This is a genomic window from uncultured Streptococcus sp., from assembly GCF_963521255.1.
Classification (GTDB): Bacteria; Bacillota; Bacilli; order Lactobacillales; family Streptococcaceae; genus Streptococcus.
In genome coordinates, this window is record NZ_CAUQTU010000001.1 from 96004 (window position 1) to 118151 (window position 22148).

The window sequence follows — 22148 nt, forward strand, 5'->3', positions numbered from 1 at the left end:
TCTCTAAAAAACTTTTAGCAAAACCTCAAACTCTATAAGCTTGAGGTTCTCACTTTTTAGTCAGTCATTTCCACACAGAAAGCATCCCATGGAGCCAAGTTTTGTTTTTCAAAGACTTCTTGAGCTAAGGTGTTTTCAATCAAGACTGATTTGACGCTTCCTTCTACGGTCAAGTCTTGCTCTTCATTGGACAAGTTAGCTACGACTAAGAATCGACGGTCACCATCTTTACGGATATAAGCAAAGACCTTGTCAGCTGTTTCCAATAGTTCAAAGTCAGCTCGAATCAGCCAGCTGTTCTCCTTACGGATTTGGACCAACTTCTGATAGGTATAGAAAATAGAATCTGGATTTGCCAGCGCTTCTTGAACGTTGATTGCTTGATAGTTTGGATTGACTGCCAACCAAGGTTTACTTGTCGAGAATCCAGCGTTTTTGCTCTCATCCCATTGCATCGGAGTACGGGCATTATCACGTCCAATGACACGGATACTGTCCATGATTTCTTCCAGTGAAACACCTTTGTCAAGAGCCTCACGCGCATAGTTAAGAGATTCAATATCTTCTACTTGGTCCAGCGTTTCAAAGGGATAGTTGGTCATCCCAATTTCCTCACCTTGGTAGATATAAGGAGTCCCTCTCATGAGATGAAGCAAGATAGCAAAGGCTTTGGCAGATTTTTCGCGGTATTCTTGGTCATTTCCCCAGATTGAGACGATACGAGGAAGGTCATGATTATTCCAGAAGAGCGAATTCCAGCCATCTTCAACTCCTAACTCTGTCTGCCATTTGTTGAAAATCTCTTTTAACTTGGCAATATTCAGCTCTTTTTGATAGTGCCATTTAGGCTGACCTTCCTGATACTGAAGACAGATATGCTCAAACTGGAAGACCATAGACAACTCTTGCCCCTTTGGATCCGAGTAGAGCTTAGCAATCTCTGGCGTTGCTCCCCATGTCTCTCCCACTGTCAAAAGATTCTTATCTCCAAAGGTCGCCTGATTCATTTCCTTGAGATAGGGATGGAGCATAGGACCATTATTGACTACCTTCTCGTCAGGAATTTTCCCAATCATGTCAATGACATCCATACGGAAACCGCCAATGCCTTTATCAATCCAGAAGTTCATCATCTCATAGATTTTCTGGCGAAGTTTTTCATTTTCCCAGTTAAGATCGGGCTGTTTCTTGCTGAAAAAGTGGAGATAGTACTGACCCGACTTTTCATCGTATTCCCAAGCAGAACCACTAAAGATAGAATCTAAATCGTTAGGTTCATCCCGCCAGATATAGTAGTCTCTCTCAGGGCTGTCAGGATTTTCACAGGCCTCGACAAACCAAGCATGTTCATCCGAGGTATGATTGACTACCAAGTCCATGATGATACGAATATCACGCTTCTTAACTTCTGCGATGAGTTGGTCCATATCCTCCATGGTTCCAAAAATAGCTGTAATCGCTTGATAATCAGCAATATCGTAGCCATTATCGTCCATAGGGCTGTCATAAACGGGAGAAAGCCAAATCGCCGTGATTCCTAACTTAGCTAAATAGTCTAACTTACTGGTAATACCTGGCAAATCACCAATTCCATCTCCATTACTATCCATAAAGCTCTTAGGATAAACTTGATAGACTACGGCATTGTGCCACCATTTTTCTTGCATCTTCTTACCTCATTATTTTCATGATTTATAGTCTATGATAGCGCTTTTCGAAATTTTGTGCAAGCGTTTGCCTAATCTTTTTGATTCCTTTTTTAACTCCACAGTTTCCTAACTGCCAATTTTTTATTATAATAGAGGTCAGAGGTAAAAAAATGAAAAAACAAGCTTTTAGTTCTGAACAATATTTGAATCTACAGCGCGACCACATTTTGGAGCGCATTAACCAATTTGACGGCAAGCTCTACTTGGAGTTTGGTGGCAAAATGCTAGAAGATTTCCACGCTGCTCGTGTTCTTCCTGGATATGAGCCAGACAACAAAATCAAGCTCTTGCAAGAGTTGAAAGAGCAGGTTGAGGTTGTGATTGCCATTAACGCTAGCAACATCGAACATTCCAAAGCACGTGGTGACTTGGGCATTTCTTATGACCAAGAAGTTCTTCGTTTAATTGACAAATTCAATGAATTAGGCATTTTTGTTGGCTCAGTGGTCATTACACAGTACGCTGGCCAACCAGCTGCAGATGCCTTCCGCAACCAACTCGAGAAAAACGGAATTGAGTCTTATCTTCATTATCCAATCAAAGGATATCCGACGGATATGGACCACATTATTTCTCCTGAAGGTATGGGGAAAAACGACTACATCAAAACCAGTCGCAACTTGATCGTCGTAACTGCTCCTGGACCTGGTTCTGGAAAATTGGCAACTTGTATGTCCAACATGTACCACGACCAAATCAATGGTATCAAGTCTGGTTACGCTAAATTTGAAACCTTCCCAGTTTGGAATCTTCCCCTTCATCACCCAGTCAATTTAGCCTACGAGGCTGCCACAGCTGACCTTGATGATGTCAACATGATTGACCCCTTCCATCTCCAAACCTACGGAGAAACCACTGTCAACTACAACCGTGATATCGAGATTTTCCCAGTGCTCAAGCGCATGTTGGAACGCATTCTTGGAGAGTCTCCATACGCTTCTCCGACAGATATGGGTGTCAACATGGTTGGTTTCGCTATTACAGATAATGAGGCTGCTATCGAAGCCTCTAAACAAGAAATCATCCGTCGCTACTATCAGACTGTTCTTGATTTCAAGGCCGAAAAAGTGGGCGAATCTGCTGTCAAGAAAATTGAGTTGCTTATGAACGACCTCGGTATCACACCTGCAGACCGCAAGGTTGCTGTCGTTGCGCGTCAAAAAGCAGAAGAAACTGGCGGACCAGCCCTAGCCCTTGAATTACCAAATGGGGAAATCGTCACAGGTAAGAACTCAGAACTCTTTGGCCCTACAGCCGCTGCTCTTATCAACGCCATCAAAAAATCAGCTGACATCGCTAAAGAAGTAAAACTGATCGAGCCTGAAGTTGTTAAGCCAATCCAAGGTCTTAAAATCGATCATCTCGGTAGCCGCAATCCACGCCTTCATTCAAATGAAATCCTGATTGCACTGGCTATCACAGCTACAGAAAATCCTGATGCTGCTCGTGCTATGGAAGAACTTGGCAACCTCAAAGGAAGCGAAGCTCACTCAACTATCATCTTGACAGATGAAGACAAGAATGTCCTTCGTAAACTGGGTATCAACGTAACCTTTGACCCATACTACCAATATGACCGCTTGTATCGTAAATAAAGATTTCAACCTCTCCACTCTCGGAGAGGTTTTCTCTCTATCTCAAGAGCCGGCTTTATGTTATAATGAAAGGAGAAAACTGAAAGGATTTACCATGTCAAAAGAAGTTATTGTTGAAAGTTTTGAACTTGACCACACCATTGTTAAAGCACCCTATGTTCGCTTGATCGGGGAAGAAACAGGACCAAAGGGAGACATCATCTCCAATTATGATATTCGCTTGGTGCAACCAAATGAAGACTCGATCCCTACCGCTGGCCTTCACACCATCGAGCACCTCTTAGCAAAACTCATCCGTACCCGCATCGACGGTATGATTGACTGTTCACCATTTGGCTGCCGTACAGGTTTCCACATGATTATGTGGGGACGTCATACTAGCGCTGAGATTGCGGCTGTTATCAAGGATTCGCTCAAGGAAATCGCTGAGACTACTACTTGGGAAGATGTCCCTGGAACAACCATCGAATCTTGCGGTAACTACAAAGACCACAGCCTCTTTTCTGCTAAGGAATGGGCTAAACTCATTCTAGAACAAGGGATTTCAGATGATGCCTTTGAACGTCATGTGATTTAAACGTAAAAAAGGAACCAGTTTTTTCAGCCGGTTCCTTCTTTTTTATTCTCAAAATCTTGGCTTATACTCAATGAAAATCAAAAAGCAAACTAGGAAGCTAGCCACAGACAGTACTTGAGTACGGCAAGGCGAAGCTGACGTGGTTTGAAGAGATTCTCGAAGAGTATTAGGCTTTCTCACGAATAACCAAACCACCATCTTCCATATCTGCTTCTAGGTGTTTGGCATCTAGGTAATCCAAGTGGAAGTCTGTCACCTTATCCCGAATTTCTTGTTCAACCACGCGACGGAGAGGACGAACACCCATGACTTCATCATAGCCTTCTTCTGTGATATAGTCTTTAGCCACTTGACTGACTACTAAATCAATGTCTTTCTTAGCCAAGGTTTGGTTAACTTCAGCCAACATCAAGTCCACAATTTTAGAAAGATCTTCCTTAGTCAAGTGCGAGAACTCGATAACCGCGTTAAAGCGGTTGAGGAACTCTGGACGGAAGAATGGTTTCAAACGGTCCATCAATTCTGGTTTGTCCGCATCTTCTGTCAAGTTGGCTTCATAGCCAAAACCAGCATTTGAAGTCGCAATAATGACAGTGTTCTTGAAGTTTACTGTATTTCCTTGACCATCTGTCAAACGACCATCATCTAGAACTTGGAGGAGAAGGGTAATGACTTGAGGATCAGCCTTTTCAATCTCATCCAAGAGAATGATAGAGTAAGGATTGCGACGCACACGCTCTGTCAAGGTATTGCTATTGTCATCATAACCCACATAGCCTGCTGTTGTACCGATTAGCTTAGAAACGGCTGTTCGATCACTGTATTCAGACATATCCAAACGGATGATTGCGTCCTTAGTTCCAAACATATCTAGCGCCAATTGTTTAGCAAGTTCAGTCTTACCAACTCCAGTTGGACCTACAAAGAGGAAGCTACCAATTGGGCGATTACCTTCATCAAAACCGGCACGATTACGACGGATGGCACGGGCTACAGCTTCAACTGCCTTGTCTTGGCCGATAACCTTGTCTTGCAAGCGACGAGCCATATCTTTCAAACGTTCGATATCTGACGCTCCCATTTGTGACACTGGGATACCCGTCATTCGTTCAACAGATTCAGCCACATCGTTGACACTTGCAGTCACTTTCATATCTTCTGTGTGGTTTTCGATTTTCTTTTCCAATTCTGCAATACGTGTTTTATAGTTTAGAGCTGCTTCAAAATCTTCTGACTCAACTGCTTTTTCTTGCTTGTCTTTTTCTGCCTCAATTTCACGTTCAACAGCATGCACATCTGTTACTGGATGTTGTGCTGCCAAGTGAGCTGCCGTAACATCGACAAGGTCGATAGCCTTATCTGGCAAGCTACGTTGAGGAATATACTGAACAGAATAATCCACCGCTGCTTTCAAAACTTCATCTGGCAAGATGACATTGTGGTGTTGTTGATAGAGGTCACGAATTCCTTGAAGAATTTTATATGTATCCTCTGCTGAAGGAGCATTGACCTTGACTTCGTTGAAACGACGAGCAAGAGCTGCATTCTTCAAGATGGTGTTACGGTATTCGTCTTGAGTCGTTGCCCCAATCACTGTCAATTCACCACGAGAGAGGGCTGGCTTGAGAATATCCGCAAGCCCCTTAGAACCACTGTCTCCACCAGTGCTACCAGCGCCGAGAATTTGGTGAATTTCATCAAAGAAGAGAATAATATTCCCTGCTTCTTTCACTTCATTTACTAGGTTTTGAACGTTTTCTTCAAAACTACCGCGATATTGAGTGCCAGCCTCAAGACCTGAGATATCAATGGAAATAATTTCCTTATTCTTAATAGCAGCTGGAACATCACCATTCACAATGGCTTGTGCTAGACCTTCGACAACTGCTGTCTTACCAACACCTGCGTCTCCGACCAAAACAGGATTATTCTTGGTACGACGTGAAAGAATTTCAGATGTTTCTTGAATTTCCTTGTTTCGTCCGATAACAGGATCCAGCTTGCCCTCACGCGCTTCTGCAGTCAAGTTTCGACCTAGTTTTGCAAGGACACCGTCTTGTTTCATACCTGATGCCTGTTGTGGCATTTGTCCATCAGCTTCTGCATTTCCTGGCAATTGACCAGTTGCACGATAGTGAGCAAATTCCTCAGGTGTCACTTCACGTCCATTAATCAAGTAACGGCGATTTTCAGAACTGTATCCTCGCATACCACCCATCAATTGGTTAAATAAATCATCCATGTTGTTAAAATTATTAAAGTTGTTATTCATATTCTTTACCTCTTTTTGTTTACTTAGTTATGATTACTGATATTGACTATCTTTGACCTTTGTTTTAAAAAATTTAGACTAGCTAAATCGCTACTCTACGTACTATTTCTGGTTTTTCTTTTTCAAGCAGGAGTAGACTATCTTTACTTCTGAAGATTTCTAGATTAAACATAGACCCCACCTCTTTCTATTTCACTTTAAATAAGCGTTCTAGTAAGGCTTTCATTTACCTTACGTTCATAATATATCACATTGGTCAGAAAAGGTCAAGAGATTTGACTTTAATTGACCAATATTTTTTAAACAGCAAAAACACCCTGAAACATCAGGGTGCCATTCTTACATCAAATATAAAATCGCTAGGGTCAAAAGACTTGCTAGAAGCCCAACTCCCCAAAAGAAGAAGTCAACCTTCCACTCGCTCCAAGGATTTCCTTTACCAGACAATCCTCCAAGCTCAAAATGGTGATGCACAGGCGTCATACGGAAAATACGTTTGCCACCAGTCATTTTGAAATAGCCGACTTGCATCATGACCGAAGTTGTTTCAAAGACATAAACAATTCCGATAATCAAGAGAGTCCATTCTTGGTGGAGGGCCATAGAAATCGCTGCTAGCATTCCACCTAGGGCCAAACTTCCCACATCACCCATAAAGACCTTGGCGGGCTTATGGTTAAAGACGAAGAAACCGAGCAAACCACCAATCATGGCAAGAATCACTAGAAGAATATCCATCTGACCTTGAACATAGGCAATAACTCCATAGGCAGATAAGCTAATCACCACTGAAATACTAGCCAAACCATCAATACCATCTGTCAAGTTGACTGCGTTTGAAAAACCTACTAGCCAGAAAAGAGCGAATACAATATAGAAAAATCCCAAATGAACTGGATAACCAAATACAGACAGGATATCGCCCCCACGCTCATAGAAAAGATAGAAGATAACTCCACCTAAAAGCTGAAGAGCCAATTTCTGCTTGGGGTTTAGCCCCTCATTAATCTTGCGAAAGACTTTGAGGAAATCATCTAAAAAACCAACCAAGCCATATAAGACCAAAATAAACAAAATCATTCCTACATTATTGCTGAATTGGTTACTAAATAGGGCAAAAAAGAAAGCAACCAAAACAGAAGCAATTAAGAAAACCAAACCGCCCATTGTGGGCGTGCCAGCTTTTGCTTGATGCTGTTTGACATCCTCATGCATCTGCTGGCCTGTAATTTGCGCCTTTCTATAAAATTGGATAAAGGCCGGAATTCCTACTAAAGTTAGTAAAAATGTCACAATCCCAGCACTGATAGAAATAAACATATTAGTCTCCTAAAGTTAATTTAATTTTTTTAATGTTTTTGATAGCTGTATTAGTCCGAACATCTTGCTTCTGAACGACGGAACCTGAACCTTCAAATTCCAGTTCAATATCCAACCATTTAGCAAAGGTCTCAGCAGTCTCTTTTTTCCAGCCATACATGTCTGGAATTTCTTCTACCTTATCCGATAAAAGGAGAACTTGTTGGTTTGGTGCAAGATTGGTCCCTTCTTCTACAGATGATTCTTTAATCTTTGTTCCAGTACCTACAACGATTGGTTGCACAATATTTCGGCGTAAAGCTTCCGCCAAATCACCAGGTGAAATATCCTTGATGCTAGGCATTGCATAAGAAGACTCTGTCGTCACTTGATCTAAATTCTTAGCAGGAGATTGAAGATTGAGAGATTCTTTCATAGCTGAGGCTCTTTCAAGAATTGGATTGGCAAACTCTCCAAGTTGAATACCTGAGTAATGCTCAGGTTGTTGAACCGTCACATAGAGAATAAAGTCAGGATTTTCTGCTGGGTGCATAGAAACAACTGAGAAAATGTAGTTTGTTGAACCTGTAAGATAACCACCATTTTTCTCATCCGCAATCTGCGCAGTCCCTGATTTAAGGGCCACATTCTGACCCGGGACATTGACAGTTGCCTTGCCTGTACTATGATTATACATAGTTCCATATGTAGGGTCTGTTCCAACCATAACCATATGGTCACGCGTGACTGATGCCGCTTCTTTCGATACAGGATTCCCGACTATTTCCTTTTGAGACTTACGAACAGACTGGTCATTTGGATCATAAAGGGCACTGATAAATTTTGGTTCCAACATAACCCCATCGTTGGCAATGGCTGTAAAAGCACGTAGCATCTGGGTCTGCGTTACAGAAATCCCCTGACCAAATGCACTCATGGCAATATTAACAATATTATCTGCAGGCAATTGACCTGAATACTCATCGGTCAGACCAAAACGCGTCGGCACCCCAAACTTAAAGCGATTGAGATAATCCAGCCAAGTCTCATCTCCCATTTTCTGCTCGAGCAAGGTCATCCCGATATTACTAGAGTGGGCAAAACCTTGAGAAAAGGTCATCGTTCCACCACTTGTCAAACCTTCGTTAACGTCCCAATCTCGAATGGTTGCATCTGCCAGTTTCAACTCGCTACTGTTAAAGTATTCTCCACCAGGGAAAGTCTTATTATCAATAGCTGCTGCCAACATCATCACCTTCATGGTTGATCCTGGTTCATAGTTACTCTGATAGAGGATATCGCGCCAAACAAAGTCTTTAGTGATACCATCCTTAGTGTCTGCATTAAAGGTAGGTCTTTGAGTAGTAGCGAGGATTTCACCTGTCTTAGCACTGACCAAGGTCGCGGTCATGTACTTACCTTTTACTTTTTCTAGAAAGGCATCCATCTGAGTTTCCATGAAAGATTGTAGCGGACTAGACAATGTTGTATAAACATCCTTACCATTCACAGTCTTCTGTGATATCTGTTCCGTACCTGGGACGATATTTCCTAAACGATCTTTTTCATAGGTAATAATCCCATCTGTCCCTGCAAGAATCGTATTCAAGGAACTCTCTAAACCAGAAGTTCCTAACAAACTCTTGCTACCATCCTCATTTTCATGAAGTTGGGCTAAACCAATAAAACTAGAAGCAAATTGTCCATTTGGATAGCTTCTGTTAGGGCTAGTTGTAAAGTCAATTCCTTCGACACTAGCCTCTTTTAATTCTTTTTTAATCGCCATCATATTGGCATAGGTAATCCCATTTCCTTTTGCACCAAAAGAAACTTGGGTCAGATTTGGTTGAGCCAGCTGCTCTTTTACATAAGCTTCATCCATATCCAAATATTTATGGAAAACTTCTGCTACCTTATTAAACTGAGAATCCTCTACATAAAGAATTTTCCCCGTTGCCGACTTGTATTTTTTATCAATAACAGCATATACGTTATAGGAGGTCGCATCTTCAGCGATGGGTACACCATTACGGTCATAAATAGTTCCACGCTTAGCAGGAACTGTGCGAGTTGTTTGGTGAACTTTCTTAGCTTCTTTTACTAGATCCGCTCCAAACTTACTACCACTCCCGATAATAACAGCAAAATTGACCAAAAAGATAGCGAAAAGTACGACAGCTAACAAACTGATGTACTTGCCGACTATTCTACGGTTTTCTGCTGGAGATTTACGATTTTTTACCGCAAATCGGGTTATTTTTTCTGTCCATTTCATATCTTACTCCGCTGTTCGGATATTTTCATTATTCAATTTCAAATCTTTTTTATCTGCAATTTCTTTCAAGCGCTCTGAACGAATCAATTCATTCACTTCCTGCTTGGCATCGTCCAGCTCTGTCTTCTTCTCCTCTATCTGGGCATTGATTTTTGTCAAATCACTTTGCACTTGCAAGAGTCGTGTCTGCATAAAGATAATACTTACTGCTAAGACGAGAGCCGTAAAAGCGATGGAAAGATAAAAAGCCTTCTCCACACGGGAGAATTTTTTTATACGATTCTGCAAGAATTGACTGGTTGTTTCTTTCTTATCTACCATTTTTTCCTCTTACTTGTAAATTCTTCTGGCCACGCGCAACTTAGCTGAATGCGAGCGGTTATTGGCTTCTAATTCTTCTGCACTTGGCAAGATTGGCTTACGGGCTACCAATTCCATCTTGGGCTTGAGATCATCTGGAATGAAAGGCAAACCTTTGGGAACTTCAACTGTTGAAGCTTCCTTAAACAACTGCTTAGTCAAGCGGTCTTCCAAGGAATGAAAGGTAATCACTGAAATTCTACCATCTAGAGCCAACATCTCTATAGCCTGCTGAATGGATTCATCTGCCGCTCCCAGTTCATCATTGACTTCAATTCGAATAGCCTGGAAAATCTGCTTGGCAGGATGACCCTTCTTCTTGAGCTCCTTGGCAGGTTTGGCCGACTTGATAATCTCTGCCAGCTCAGTCGTTGTCTCGATTGGCTTGACTTCACGTGCCTGTTCAATCTTACGGGCAATCTGTTTAGAGAATTTGTCCTCGCCATATTTGAAGAAAATACGAACCAAGTCATGATAGTCATAGTGGTTCACTACCTCATAGGCTGTCAGACTAGCATCCTGATTCATGCGCATGTCCAGTGGCGCATCCTTTTTATAAGAAAAACCACGCTCACGCTGGTCCAATTGAGGACTAGACACTCCCAAGTCATAACAAATTCCATCAATTTCCTGAACACCAGCTTCGCGCAAACGTGCCTGTAAATGACGGAAGTTATCCTTGATAAAGGTTACCATCCCTTTTTCGATATAGGGTGCCAAACGTTTTTGCGCATTGTCAATAGCATTCTGGTCCTGGTCAAAGGCATAGAGATGGCCTTTTTCACTTAATTTACTTAATAAATATTCGCTATGGCCCGCTCCACCCAAAGTCGCATCAACGTAGATACCGTCAGGCTTTACGTCGAGCATATCAATCGTTTCGTGGAGTAAGACCGTTACATGATGAAATTCTTTTGTCATATCCCATCTATTTTACCACAAATTCGACTAGCTTGCACTAGTCAGACAAATAGGTCAAAAAAAGTAAGATTTCTTTAAAAATATGTCAAATATGCTTGACATCCACTCCATAGAAGAATATAATATAGTCAAATATATACGACATAATTCAGAAAGGAGTCCAGATGAATCGTGTGAAAGAATTTCGCAAGGAACTGGGCATTTCCCAGCTCGAACTCGCCAAGGATATCGGTGTCTCGAGACAAACCATCAATATGATTGAGAACGACAAGTACAATCCAACACTGGAACTCTGTCTCAATCTCGCCCGCAGCCTCCAAACTGACCTCAACAGTCTCTTTTGGGAGGATGATTTTTAAAAAAGGAGCAAACTTATGAAAAAAGAAACCTTCACTGAAAAACTCATCAAACGTACATACGGTATTTCTGATCCACTTGACGAATACAAACGACGCGAGGCTGATCGTATCGGCAATCAAGTCTTTATCTTCCTCTTTTATCTGATGATTTTCGGAAATCTTATTCCACTCCTTCTGGCCTATAAATACCCTCAAGAAGTAGCTCTAATCTATCCTCCTCTGATTTTAGTGATTGCCCTCATCGCTGCTGGCTATGTCACCTACCAAATGAAAAAAACAGGGATTACAGCTATTGATCCAGATATGCTGAGTGAGAAAGAAAGTAAGCAACTATACTACCCAGGTCTTAAAGCAGGTTTGTTCTTTGGTCTATGGATGTTTTTTATAACTCCTCTTCTCCATATACTCATAGGTGAAGGTCGGGACTATTTTCATTCTCTCCTCACTATAAGAAATGGTGTATCAAGCATTCTCGGTTCTATTTTCTTCGGAGCGAGCATACAGTTCCTCATCTCCCGTCGCATTGCAAAAGCTAAGAAGGATCAAGACGAGGATTAGGAGGTGCCTTATGAAATCACTAGTAACTTTACTAATTAGTCACATTTTTGTCAGTATCTTTATTACCTTTTTCCTAGTTTCTGGACAAATTACACGTCCTTTCTTGATTATCTTCCTTTTATTTCTTCCTTTGTTGAATAAGGGACAAAGACTTCAGAAAATCCAATCCCAAAAAATACGCCTTCTAAACGTATCTCTCTGTTTTATCCTCGTATCCCTCCCACAACTTTTAAGGAGTTCTGCAGATTGGAGATACCTAGTATTTCTAACAATTTGTAGCACTTTTAGCTTGATTTACTTCTATACTTTCTATCAACTCGTTAAAGAAGTCAATCAAAAACCGCTCATTTAGGAGGTTACTAACATGAAAAAAGAAGACTTAACCACTCGCCTACTTCGAAATCTCTTTCACATCCAAGGCCCTTTTGATGAATGCCGGCAAGAAATTATCTACAAAGCCTGTGCCCGTTCCATGGTCCAAATCGTTTATTCTTCCTTCTTCCTCTTCTTGTTTTATCTGTTATTTGGACGCTTCATAGAAGCCGTTCGCTATGCCATGCCCTACGTTTACTCTGGATTCATTTTTTTCATTACTTTAAAAACCCAAAGAGCTGTCAAAGAACTCCATCTGGAAAAAGATGACAAGTCAGAAATCATCCTCAAAACCTACAGCAAAGCCCAAATCAAATTCCGAAGCTGGATTGTGTTTATCGGCCTTCAGATCGGCTTCTTTACCTTACTCATCTTTCATAAAGTCTTCGTTCAGCAGATGTCCTTTTCAGATTTTGGGAAGTTGCTCATGCAATTCGATAAAAGTGTTCCTTTGCTGATGTATGGCCTGATTATCGGTAGCATTTTTGGAACCCTGACCTACGGTTTTCTATCCCTACAGGAGGAAAAAACTCCTAAAAATACCAAACAGAAGGAGAAAAGAAAGCAATGACTTCACTATACGATTTTTCAGTCTTGAACCAAGACAAGCAAAAAACTCCACTAAATGCCTATCGTGGGAAAGTTCTTTTGATTGTCAATACTGCTACTGGATGCGGTTTAACTCCCCAGTACCAAGGTCTCCAAGAACTCTATGATTGCTATCAAGAACAAGGTTTTGAGATTTTAGACTTCCCTTGCAATCAGTTTATGGGACAAGCACCAGGTAGCGCAGAAGAAATCAACGCCTTCTGTAGCCTACACTATCAAACCAACTTCCCACGTTTTGCCAAGATCAAGGTCAACGGTAAGGAGGCAGATCCCCTCTATGTTTGGTTGAAAGACCAGAAATCTGGTCCACTAGGAAAACGAATCGAATGGAATTTCGCTAAGTTTCTCATCGGTCGAGATGGGCAAGTCTTTGAACGCTTCTCTTCCAAAACAGACCCACAACAAATTGAAGAGGCCATGCGAAATCTACTATAATTTTACAATCTCACTATGATCAGGTCTCCTTTAGCTCAATGAATAGTGAGATTTTTTGATGGGCTTCGACTTATACTCTTCGAAAATCTCTTCAAACCGCGTCAACGTCGCCTTGCCATATGTATGGTTACTGACTTCGTCAGTTTCATCTACAACCTCAAAACAGTGTTTTGAGCAACCTGCAGCTAGTTTCCTAGTTTGCTATTTGATTTTCATTGAGTATTAAATAGAAAAAGTGGACGATTGTCTACTAGGAAAATCAGAAACATTGTGAATTTTAATTAAACTAAAAGGACTTAGCCCTGTACAATACAGAACTAAATCCCATGAATAAATAATTATCCTAACTTTAGCATCCTACAGAAATTACACTTTTTCTCTATTTGATACCAGACATTAGTTTTTCAATACGTGGAACGTAGAAGAGTAAGATAATACTGAATACAATCGTAATTCCTCCAACAATTCCATAGTAAGCAACTTCAGTTTCGCTTGTATAAAATTTTACAATTTGAGCATTGATAGCTTGGGCAGCAGCATCACTCAAGAACCAGATAGACATCATTTGTGCTTGGAAGGACTTTGGTGCTAACTTAGTAGTGACTGATAGACCAATCGGCGAAATCAACATTTCACCCACAATCACAATAGCCCAGCTCATAATCAACCAGAGAGGACTGACCTTAACATCTGTCCCAAAGAGCATCCCTGGTAACATCATCCACAAGAAGGATAAACCTGCAGCAAATAAACCGTAAGCAAATTTCTTAGCAGAAGATGGTTGCTTTTTACCCATTTTCCCCCACAACCACGCAAAAATCGGCACATAAATCATAATGAAAAGGGGATTGATACTTTGGAAAAAGCTAGATGGAAAATGAATCTGATTCCCAAATACATTAAAGTAAAGTTGAGTTTGATCATCCGCAAATAGAGCGAGAACAACAGAACCCTGTTCCTCAATAGACCAGAAGAGCACTCCAGCGATAAATAGAGGAATGTAGGCAAATACTCGAGATCTCTCAGTGGCAGTTATTTTCTGACTAGATAAAATCTTAAAGAAATAGTAGATTGGAATAATTACAGCAATCACTGTAAAGATATTAACAATCATATCCACGTTAAACTGGTGAGTAAAGACTAAACCTATAACCACAAGAATAACCATGACAAGTGTAATCAGCAAGCGTTTAATCAAGGTCTGCTGGTCCTTCTGTGAAAGTGGATCAGTGGGGTAAAGACTTGATTCAGGCAGATATTTCTTCCCATCCAAAACATACTTCACCAGACCAAAGAACATCCCAATAGCAGCTAATGAGAAACCTAGATGGAAATTGACTTCCTGACCTAGATAACCCACTAGATAAGGGGCGACGAAGGCACCTAAGTTAATACCAAAGACAAAGATACTAAAACCTGCATCCCGTCTATCATCCTCTTTCTCATAAATCCCCCCCACCATATCTGAGATATTGGGTTTTAAAAATCCAGTACCAAAGATAATCAAGGCAATAGAAAGATAGAGAGCCACTTGTCCAAAAGGTGTTGCCAAAGCAATATGCCCTAGCATAATCAGAATCCCACCGTAAAAGACAGTCTTACGACTTCCTAAAATACGGTCACTGACAAAACCACCGATAACCGAGGACAAAAATACCAGCGAGCCATAAATCGCCATAACCGATGCAGCTGTGGTCTTATCCATCCCCAACCCACCATCTTGCACACTATAGTACATATAGTAAAGTAGGATTGCTCGCATCCCATAGTAAGAAAAGCGTTCCCACATCTCTGTAAAGAAGAGGGTGGACAAGCCCATAGGATGTCCAAAAAATGTTTTCTGTTTTTCCATATATATTCTCCTTTAACGATATAATAATTCATTTTACAGAATTTTCAAATAAATGTCAAATAAATCCTGTTTCTTTTAGAAAATTTTCTGAAAAAAACTATTTAGATGAATTTCTACTTTATCCTCAATTAGAAAATATCAGATAGGGATCTATTTAAGTCAGAAAGTACAAAAAGAACACCCCGAAAGGTGCTCTTTGTAAGTATAGTAATTCTTTCAAATTAACGTTTACTAAATTGTGATGCTTTACGAGCTTTCTTAAGACCTGATTTTTTCTACATCATGATATTTATGGTAAATTATTGCTAAAATCAAGTAATTTTAAGAGATAAGTCCTCAATTCTTACATATATAACCCTTTTTAAAATCGAGAGGTTATCAAAGGGTTATCACTTTTTTAGTTTTCGGAGCTTATGTAATTGAAAAATACGAAATACTGTATCATAAAGATAATGTACAGTTTAGCAACAAATACACAGTTTCTTCATGCCAGTGCAATTTCTTTTTCTATCCTAAAGATATTTAAATAATTCTAAATATTATTTCTAGATATTTAAAAATGATAAAACAAATTCTATATTATTTCTAAATATTTGAAAATAATTGCTATTTGTATTATACTATCTTTGAGGTAACTATTATGAACTATATTAAAAGACCACATTATTTAGACTTTTTAAAAAGACATCGTAACCGCCAAATCATTAAAGTTGTGAGTGGAGTTAGACGAGCTGGTAAATCTGTTCTCTTTCAACTATATAAAGAGGAATTACTGGCAACTGGGGTAGACGAGGATCAAATCATATCCATCAATTTTGAGGATCTGAGTTATTATGACCTGCGAGATTTTCAAACATTATTCGCTTATATAAAAGAAAGATTAGTTGAGGAAAAAACATACTATATCTTTTTAGATGAAATTCAACATGTTGAAAAATTTGAACTGGTAGCAGATAGTCTATTCATCTTGCCAAATGTAGACCTCTATTTGACTGGATCAAACGCCTACTTTATGAGTAGCCAATTAGCTACAAATTTGACTGGTCGGTATGTTGAGATAGAGGTTCTTCCTTTGTCATTTGAAGAATACCTATCAGGTCAATCTCTCTCAGAGAATCTGAATACAACAGAAATTTTTAACAATTATCTCTTTAGTGCTTTCCCTTACTTATTGCAAACATCATCTTACGCTGAAAAAATTGACTATCTCAGAGGAATATATAACTCAATACTGTTAAATGATATTGTCACTAGATTGGGAAATCCAAATCCTACGATTATTGAGCGCATTGTCCGAACCCTCCTCAGTAGTACAGGTAGCTTAATATCAACAAATAAGATTCGCAATACCCTTGTCAGCCAAAATGTTTCAATATCCCATAATACTTTGGAAAATTATTTGACAACTTTGACAGATAGTTTACTTTTTTATTCCGTTCCACGTTTTGATGTAAAAGGTAGAGCATTATTACAACGCTTAGAAAAATATTATCCCGTTGATTTAGGTTTACGACATCTCTTATTACCAGACCACAAAGAAGACATTGGGCATATATTGGAAAATATGGTATATTTGGAATTGAGACGTAGATATTCACAAGTATATGTTGGTAATTTAGATAAATATGAGGTCGATTTTGTTGTTGTAACTGATCTTGGCCACTACGCTTATTATCAGGTCAGTGAAACAACACTTGCTCCAGAAACACTTGAAAGAGAACTTAGACCACTAGAAGCCATTAAAGATCAATTTCCAAAATATCTATTAACAATGGATACGATTCAGCCAACAGCCAATTACAATGGTATTGAGAAGAAAAATATCATAGATTGGTTACTAGAAAAATAGATAAGTACTGAACCTATAAATTGAGACACAAGAAAAACACTCCTGTCAAAATCTAGTGAAACTATGAACAGGAGTGTTTTGTTATGGCCGAAAAAGCTTATTCAGTAGAAACTAATACTAGACTAAAAATCAATGATGGAAACTCTTGATTTCGATACAAAAAAGACATCCAAGAGAAAATTCTTGAATGTCTGTAAACGTTAATATACTCATATTGATTAACATTTTGAGACAACTGACCTTCTCCGGTTGCAGCCACATTTATAAGCGACTAAAGTCTCAACAACTGTGTCAATTGTTCCAATTTCCATGAAAACATCCTAAATCATTGAGCTAATGGCTTAAGGTTTAGAATTTTTTATATTTGTATTTCATATCCAATTCTTGATAAATATAATATCTCAGCACTTCTTGAAGAAGCAATTTTGTTTCATACATCTCCCTGATATCTGTTATCATTTCTGGATAGTTATCTTTCGAATCACCATGAGTATAGTAATTTCGTGTTTGAATTAATTTTATTATTAGTAGTTCTCTCTCACTATTCGAAAAAATTTTAGACAGATTAAGCTCATCAATTGAATCGAATAAATTTTTTAAACGTTCGGCAAGGTTAGGCTCTTTTTGATTAAATTTCAATTTATTTCTAAATTTTCTTCTTACCTCTTCTAAAAGATGTGTGTTTATAAAGTCAAACAAAGATTGTCTAGCTTTTTCTTCAACATCAGATAAACATTTCGGATTTTTAAAATTCTTAAAATTTCTAGAGTAAACTTCCAAATTCCTAATAGCATCAACCAACTGATCTTCCAAATATAAATCACCATGAAGATTTTTTGAAAATTGTCTCACTATAAATTCAAGTTCCTCAGATTTATCAAACCAATGATTTAAAATATCTTCAAAATTATCTTCTAATGTCCTCAAAGAAATATCTTGCTGAGAATACGATTTCCATTTTTGGGATTTTCTAGAATGCTGAACAAAGAATTTGCCTTTTATAAGTGGCATACGCTTACCATCTATCATTTTATAAAGAACAAGAAATTCAATATTAGTAAAAGACAATGGTATATTTGATAAAATCTCAATAAATTCCTTAAACTTATGTGAAGCTTGATAAAATTCATCAAAATATCTTATATTTAAATTAGCTGAAATAAGTTTAATAAAATAATCACTGGTAAATGACGTAGTTGTATATGAAGAATGGAGTATTGCCACATCTTCAAAGTTCATTCCTAGTGATCTTATTAACACTTTTGTTGGTTGATATTCACTTACTGCACTTTCAAAAATAGTTTGATTGTCTCTATATTTAACAGTTACCAATGATTTTTCAATCCATTCCTCAATATGTTCAAAGCTAAATTTATATTCCTTGATTTTTTCAGAATCTAATTCATTAATTAAATCTTTAAAGGCCTCAGAACTATAATCAAAATTTCCAAGTTCATTATAAAATACACTGTAAATTTTAAAATTTTTTACTCTATATCTAGTTATCGGAAATCCAGGAGATGAGGAATGTACCATTGGTTCACCATAAGTATTTAAAATTAAAATATTACCATTACTGGAGAAACCATATATCTTTTCCAAACACTTACCAAAACCGAATGAAACGCCTGATTCCTCTTCAAATCCACCAAATAATTCTAATACAATTTCACTAGGAGAATAATGTAAAATACCGCTCAAGTTATCCTTACTAACTATATCGTCGGAACGTTCTGAAAAATACCCTTTTATTTCAAACTCTTTATCCCAAGTGTAATCTTTAAATTTCATACTATCCTTTCTGATTGCTATTCATAAATCCTTCGCATTCTTATAAATTGTGATTTATTAGTAGCATCTTTTGATTATATTAGACCAACTTCCAATTCTCATTATCTGAATTATCAATGACAATCTTTCGTTTATAATTTAGTAATTCATCACTCACAAAATATTGCCCTAATCGCTCTACAAAACCACAATTCTGACAAGTATATAGATAATCTTCTTTTATTTCCCTGACTAAAATGCTATTGAACTTATATAGCCTCCCACATTCTTCACATGTCATGCTAAAATTATCACTAATAAATAGTAAATCAAAAATACTTTCTAATTCTTTATTTTCTTCTCCGGATAAAGCAAAAATTATCTTTAAATTTCTAATATACCGGTTCAGGGTAACTATTTCTAAATCAATATCAAAATATTTCTCAAATATAGCAATAGCTACTTCTACTAAATAAATTAGAATGTAGGGTGTTTTCTCATAGAACAAATGCCAAAAATCATCCCAAATCTTATCATCAGAAAATATAAAATTAAGATTTCGCTTTTCCGTAGGATAATTTTTATTCTTTGTCACCAAATGAATAGATTGATCAAATACACTTGTTAAACTATTTTCTGCCTTTCGATTATATATAATGTCATATAGTAATTCAGGATCAAGTAATTCTCTACTAAAATCCAAAAAACCATTTTCATACTGAATCGATTCTTTTGCTTTTAAAAGTAGGTCAATAACAAATTCTTTTTTACCCTTCAAATCACTTACGTCATATTCCCTAAGCTCTCCATATTGTATTTTTTCTAAGAAATCATGTGGTTGAACCAATATCCAACTTAAATAAAATAAATTATCTTGAAAAGGTTTCCTAGCAAGAGAAAATGCAACAGTAACTTTTCCCCTCTCTATACAACTCAGAGATTCAAATAGATAGTAATTTAAATCACGTAAAATTGAAAAAAAGATGTGAGGTATATATACATATTCAGAAATATCTAAATCTTTTTGTCTATCTAGTTCATCAAACAAGTCAATTTCATCATTTATCTCATTAGTAAATCTAAAAGATAGACTGGATAATTGATATTTATCAGCTTTAACCAAAATATCAACTAGTATATCATACAAATATAGCATTAATTGATGACGTTTTCTATACTTAGTTGGTAATAATTCTGATATGTGAGATTTAGCCAATATTACTTTCCTCAATTCTTTTTAACTCTACATAACTATATTATACTCTAAAAGTACTCAGTCTTTATCTAGAAGGTTCCTATATAACTTAACAATTATTTTAAGTGTAAACCTAGAAAAGCACTTTGCAAATAGCTTTGAAATATTGATATAATCGTATCAATTAACGTTTTAAAGCAACTGACTTTGACAGCTTCCTGTCATATTATAGTGTCATTATAGCAAAAAACAATGGAATTTCCATTGTTTTTATGTTCAAGTTCAAAGATTTTATTAACTTTCCGAAAAACAACTATTTTCCCGAAAGATTATTATTTACTATTATAATAAACATTCCATTATTTTTCCATAATAACTGACACTAACATACTCTTGTAATATTATTTTGGTAAAATTCAAATTATAGAAGGAGGCAAAAATTATGAGAAAATAATAGTTATACTACTACTTTCATTATAATGATCAGAACTATGATACTGTCTATTTTGACGAAGAACTAGCACATGATTTTGCTTCATGGGTATCTGGCGATTCAATGGAACCCAAATATCAAAATGGATCTGTAGCTTCTTATTCGAGAAACAGGATTTGATTATGATGGTGCAGTCTATGCTATCGTATATAATAACCAAACATATATTAAAAGAGTCTACAAAAAGGAAAATGGTTTACGCTTGCTTTCCATAAATCCCAGTTATGAAGACTTATATATTTCCTATGACAATGATCTGCGAGTGGTAGTGATCGTTGTTGGTAATTTTGTACCCTTGGAGGTTTAATTCAGAAAAATTTCGCAAAAAATGTTACAATAAAATTTAATAATAATGAGGGAATGAATAATGCAATTAACACTTTTTGAAGATGAAATTAAAGAATCTGTAAAAAAAAGCAACAAAACCACATTTGTAAATAACATGAAATTACCAGTTCATAGATGGTATAGATATTCAGCAGGTTTCTCCGCGGAATGGGCTAAATCAGTAATACATGATAATTACAAAAAGAATTTACACGTTTATGATCCTTTTTGTGGTTCCGGAACAGTTCTAATTGCGTCAGATGAAATGGAGGTAGAAAGTATAGGTGTCGATCCACACCCATTTGTCAGCAAGATGACTGATGCAAAGATAAAGTGGGATACTGACTATAAGAATTTCGAATCATTTGCGTTAAGTATTATAGAAGCTGCAGAAAGAAATAATGATGACGCACTAGATGATTTTCCAGATCTAATAAAGAAGAGTTATTCTTATGAGAACCTTTTGAAATTACAAAAACTTAATACAGCTTTAGAAGAGAAAAAAGATTCGTCTGCTGAGTATCAGTTGACTTGGATGGCCCTATCAAGTATATTAAGAACTACATCTGGAGTGGGGACTGCACAGTGGCAATACGTTCTTCCAAACAAGAAAAAGGTTGCTAAAGACCCTTTTGATGAATTTAAAAGTAAAGTTTTTCAAATAAAAAATGATATGATTAAATTTCAAGAGTTATATGGAAAATCAAAAGCAAAATTCTTTGTTTCTGATGCAAGAAATGCCAGAGAAGTGGAAAAAGATTGGGCAGATCTCGTCATAACATCGCCTCCATATGCGAATAATTATGACTATGCCGATGCTACACGTTTAGAATTATCTTTTTATCGAGAAATTGGTTCTTGGGGAGAGCTTCAAGATAAAGTTAGAAAACATTTGATTGTATCAAATACACAGCATATTTCTAAAATAAAGAATCAAACTTATGAAATCGTAAATAATGAATTGTTGTCTCCAATACACAAAGAGCTAAATGAAGTAGTTTCAAAATTAGAAGCTGAACGAGATAGACATAGAGGAAAGAAAAACTATCATACTATGATTGCTTCTTATTTTTTGGATATGGCCAAATTTTGGATTGATTTAAGACGTATTGTAAAAAAAGGAGGGGAAGTTTGTTTGGTAATTGGTGACTCTGCGCCTTATGGTATCTATGTTCCTGTAGATAAGTGGTTAGGCGAGTTAGCAGTATCATATGGATTTGAATCATTTTATTTTGAGAAAGAACGTGATAGAAATATAAAGTGGAAAAACAGAACACATACTGTACCACTAAAAGAAGGTTATCTATGGGTGAAAGGATAA

At 37.5% G+C, this 22148-nt stretch carries 18 protein-coding genes and 1 pseudogene; 10 read left to right on the plus strand and 9 right to left on the minus strand.

Annotated elements, in window-relative coordinates; genetic code table 11:
• Positions 1-56: 56 nt before the first annotated feature.
• On the minus strand, positions 57-1667 hold the full coding sequence (locus tag RWP09_RS00470; protein ID WP_314432806.1) for an alpha-glucosidase: 1611 nt from the start codon (positions 1665-1667) through the stop codon (positions 57-59).
• 152 nt (positions 1668-1819) lie between these two features.
• Here RWP09_RS00470 and RWP09_RS00475 point away from each other — a divergent pair, with 152 nt between their 5' ends.
• Together RWP09_RS00475 and RWP09_RS00480 are read left to right on the plus strand one after the other, a co-directional pair.
• Entirely contained in the window at positions 1820-3304 is a 1485-nt protein-coding gene (locus tag RWP09_RS00475; protein ID WP_314432807.1) for a DUF1846 domain-containing protein, read from the plus strand.
• Between the two features lie 94 nt (positions 3305-3398).
• Positions 3399-3881, plus strand: coding sequence for an S-ribosylhomocysteine lyase (locus tag RWP09_RS00480; RefSeq protein ID WP_000032547.1), 483 nt, complete (start codon positions 3399-3401; stop codon positions 3879-3881).
• 166 nt (positions 3882-4047) lie between these two features.
• Here RWP09_RS00480 and RWP09_RS00485 read toward each other — a convergent pair whose 3' ends face one another.
• The 5 genes from RWP09_RS00485 to rsmH form a co-directional block, all read right to left on the minus strand.
• Entirely contained in the window at positions 4048-6153 is a 2106-nt protein-coding gene (locus tag RWP09_RS00485; RefSeq protein WP_314432808.1) for an ATP-dependent Clp protease ATP-binding subunit, read from the minus strand.
• Between the two features lie 339 nt (positions 6154-6492).
• Positions 6493-7473, minus strand: coding sequence for a phospho-N-acetylmuramoyl-pentapeptide-transferase (mraY, locus tag RWP09_RS00490; RefSeq protein WP_314432809.1), 981 nt, complete (start codon positions 7471-7473; stop codon positions 6493-6495).
• 1 nt (position 7474) lies between these two features.
• Complete coding sequence (gene pbp2X, locus RWP09_RS00495; RefSeq protein ID WP_314432810.1) at positions 7475-9727, minus strand: penicillin-binding protein PBP2X; 2253 nt, start codon at positions 9725-9727, stop codon at positions 7475-7477.
• A gap of 3 nt (positions 9728-9730) precedes the next feature.
• A complete protein-coding gene (ftsL, locus tag RWP09_RS00500; protein ID WP_000227824.1) occupies positions 9731-10048 on the minus strand; it encodes a cell division protein FtsL in 318 nt (105 codons plus the stop codon).
• Between the two features lie 9 nt (positions 10049-10057).
• Positions 10058-11008 carry a 16S rRNA (cytosine(1402)-N(4))-methyltransferase RsmH gene (gene rsmH / locus RWP09_RS00505; protein WP_314432811.1) on the minus strand — a complete coding sequence of 317 codons (951 nt, stop codon included), beginning with the start codon at positions 11006-11008 and terminating at the stop codon, positions 10058-10060.
• A gap of 164 nt (positions 11009-11172) precedes the next feature.
• Between rsmH and RWP09_RS00510 the strand changes: the two genes are divergently transcribed.
• Genes RWP09_RS00510 through RWP09_RS00530 form a run of 5 tightly spaced genes read left to right on the plus strand, consistent with a single transcriptional unit; the run spans position 11173 to position 13341 of the window.
• Positions 11173-11367 carry a helix-turn-helix transcriptional regulator gene (locus RWP09_RS00510; RefSeq protein WP_001082470.1) on the plus strand — a complete coding sequence of 65 codons (195 nt, stop codon included), beginning with the start codon at positions 11173-11175 and terminating at the stop codon, positions 11365-11367.
• A 15-nt stretch (positions 11368-11382) separates the two neighbouring features.
• On the plus strand, positions 11383-11925 hold the full coding sequence (locus RWP09_RS00515; protein ID WP_314432812.1) for a DUF3278 domain-containing protein: 543 nt from the start codon (positions 11383-11385) through the stop codon (positions 11923-11925).
• Positions 11926-11935: 10 nt separating this feature from the next.
• Entirely contained in the window at positions 11936-12277 is a 342-nt protein-coding gene (locus tag RWP09_RS00520; RefSeq protein ID WP_314432813.1) for a hypothetical protein, read from the plus strand.
• A 12-nt stretch (positions 12278-12289) separates the two neighbouring features.
• The gene (locus RWP09_RS00525; protein WP_314432814.1) at positions 12290-12868 is read left to right on the plus strand and encodes a DUF3278 domain-containing protein; all 579 of its coding nucleotides are present in this window, start codon (positions 12290-12292) and stop codon (positions 12866-12868) included.
• On the plus strand, positions 12865-13341 hold the full coding sequence (locus tag RWP09_RS00530) for a glutathione peroxidase (RefSeq protein ID WP_314432815.1): 477 nt from the start codon (positions 12865-12867) through the stop codon (positions 13339-13341). The genes RWP09_RS00525 and RWP09_RS00530 overlap by 4 nt, the downstream gene beginning before the upstream one ends.
• Positions 13342-13720: 379 nt before the next feature.
• Here RWP09_RS00530 and RWP09_RS00535 read toward each other — a convergent pair whose 3' ends face one another.
• The gene (locus RWP09_RS00535; RefSeq protein WP_314432816.1) at positions 13721-15193 is read right to left on the minus strand and encodes a peptide MFS transporter; all 1473 of its coding nucleotides are present in this window, start codon (positions 15191-15193) and stop codon (positions 13721-13723) included.
• A 640-nt stretch (positions 15194-15833) separates the two neighbouring features.
• On the opposite strand from RWP09_RS00535, the gene RWP09_RS00540 reads away from it, so the two are divergent.
• Complete coding sequence (locus RWP09_RS00540) at positions 15834-17042, plus strand: ATP-binding protein (protein ID WP_314432817.1); 1209 nt, start codon at positions 15834-15836, stop codon at positions 17040-17042.
• A 348-nt stretch (positions 17043-17390) separates the two neighbouring features.
• Here RWP09_RS00540 and RWP09_RS00545 read toward each other — a convergent pair whose 3' ends face one another.
• Positions 17391-18833, minus strand: coding sequence for a HEPN domain-containing protein (locus RWP09_RS00545; RefSeq protein ID WP_314432818.1), 1443 nt, complete (start codon positions 18831-18833; stop codon positions 17391-17393).
• 79 nt (positions 18834-18912) lie between these two features.
• Positions 18913-20028 carry a hypothetical protein gene (locus RWP09_RS00550; protein WP_314432819.1) on the minus strand — a complete coding sequence of 372 codons (1116 nt, stop codon included), beginning with the start codon at positions 20026-20028 and terminating at the stop codon, positions 18913-18915.
• Positions 20029-20482: 454 nt separating this feature from the next.
• Here RWP09_RS00550 and RWP09_RS00555 point away from each other — a divergent pair.
• Positions 20483-20807: pseudogene (locus RWP09_RS00555) on the plus strand (S24 family peptidase); the annotation flags it as partial.
• 60 nt (positions 20808-20867) lie between these two features.
• Entirely contained in the window at positions 20868-22148 is a 1281-nt protein-coding gene (locus RWP09_RS00560; protein WP_314432820.1) for a DNA methyltransferase, read from the plus strand.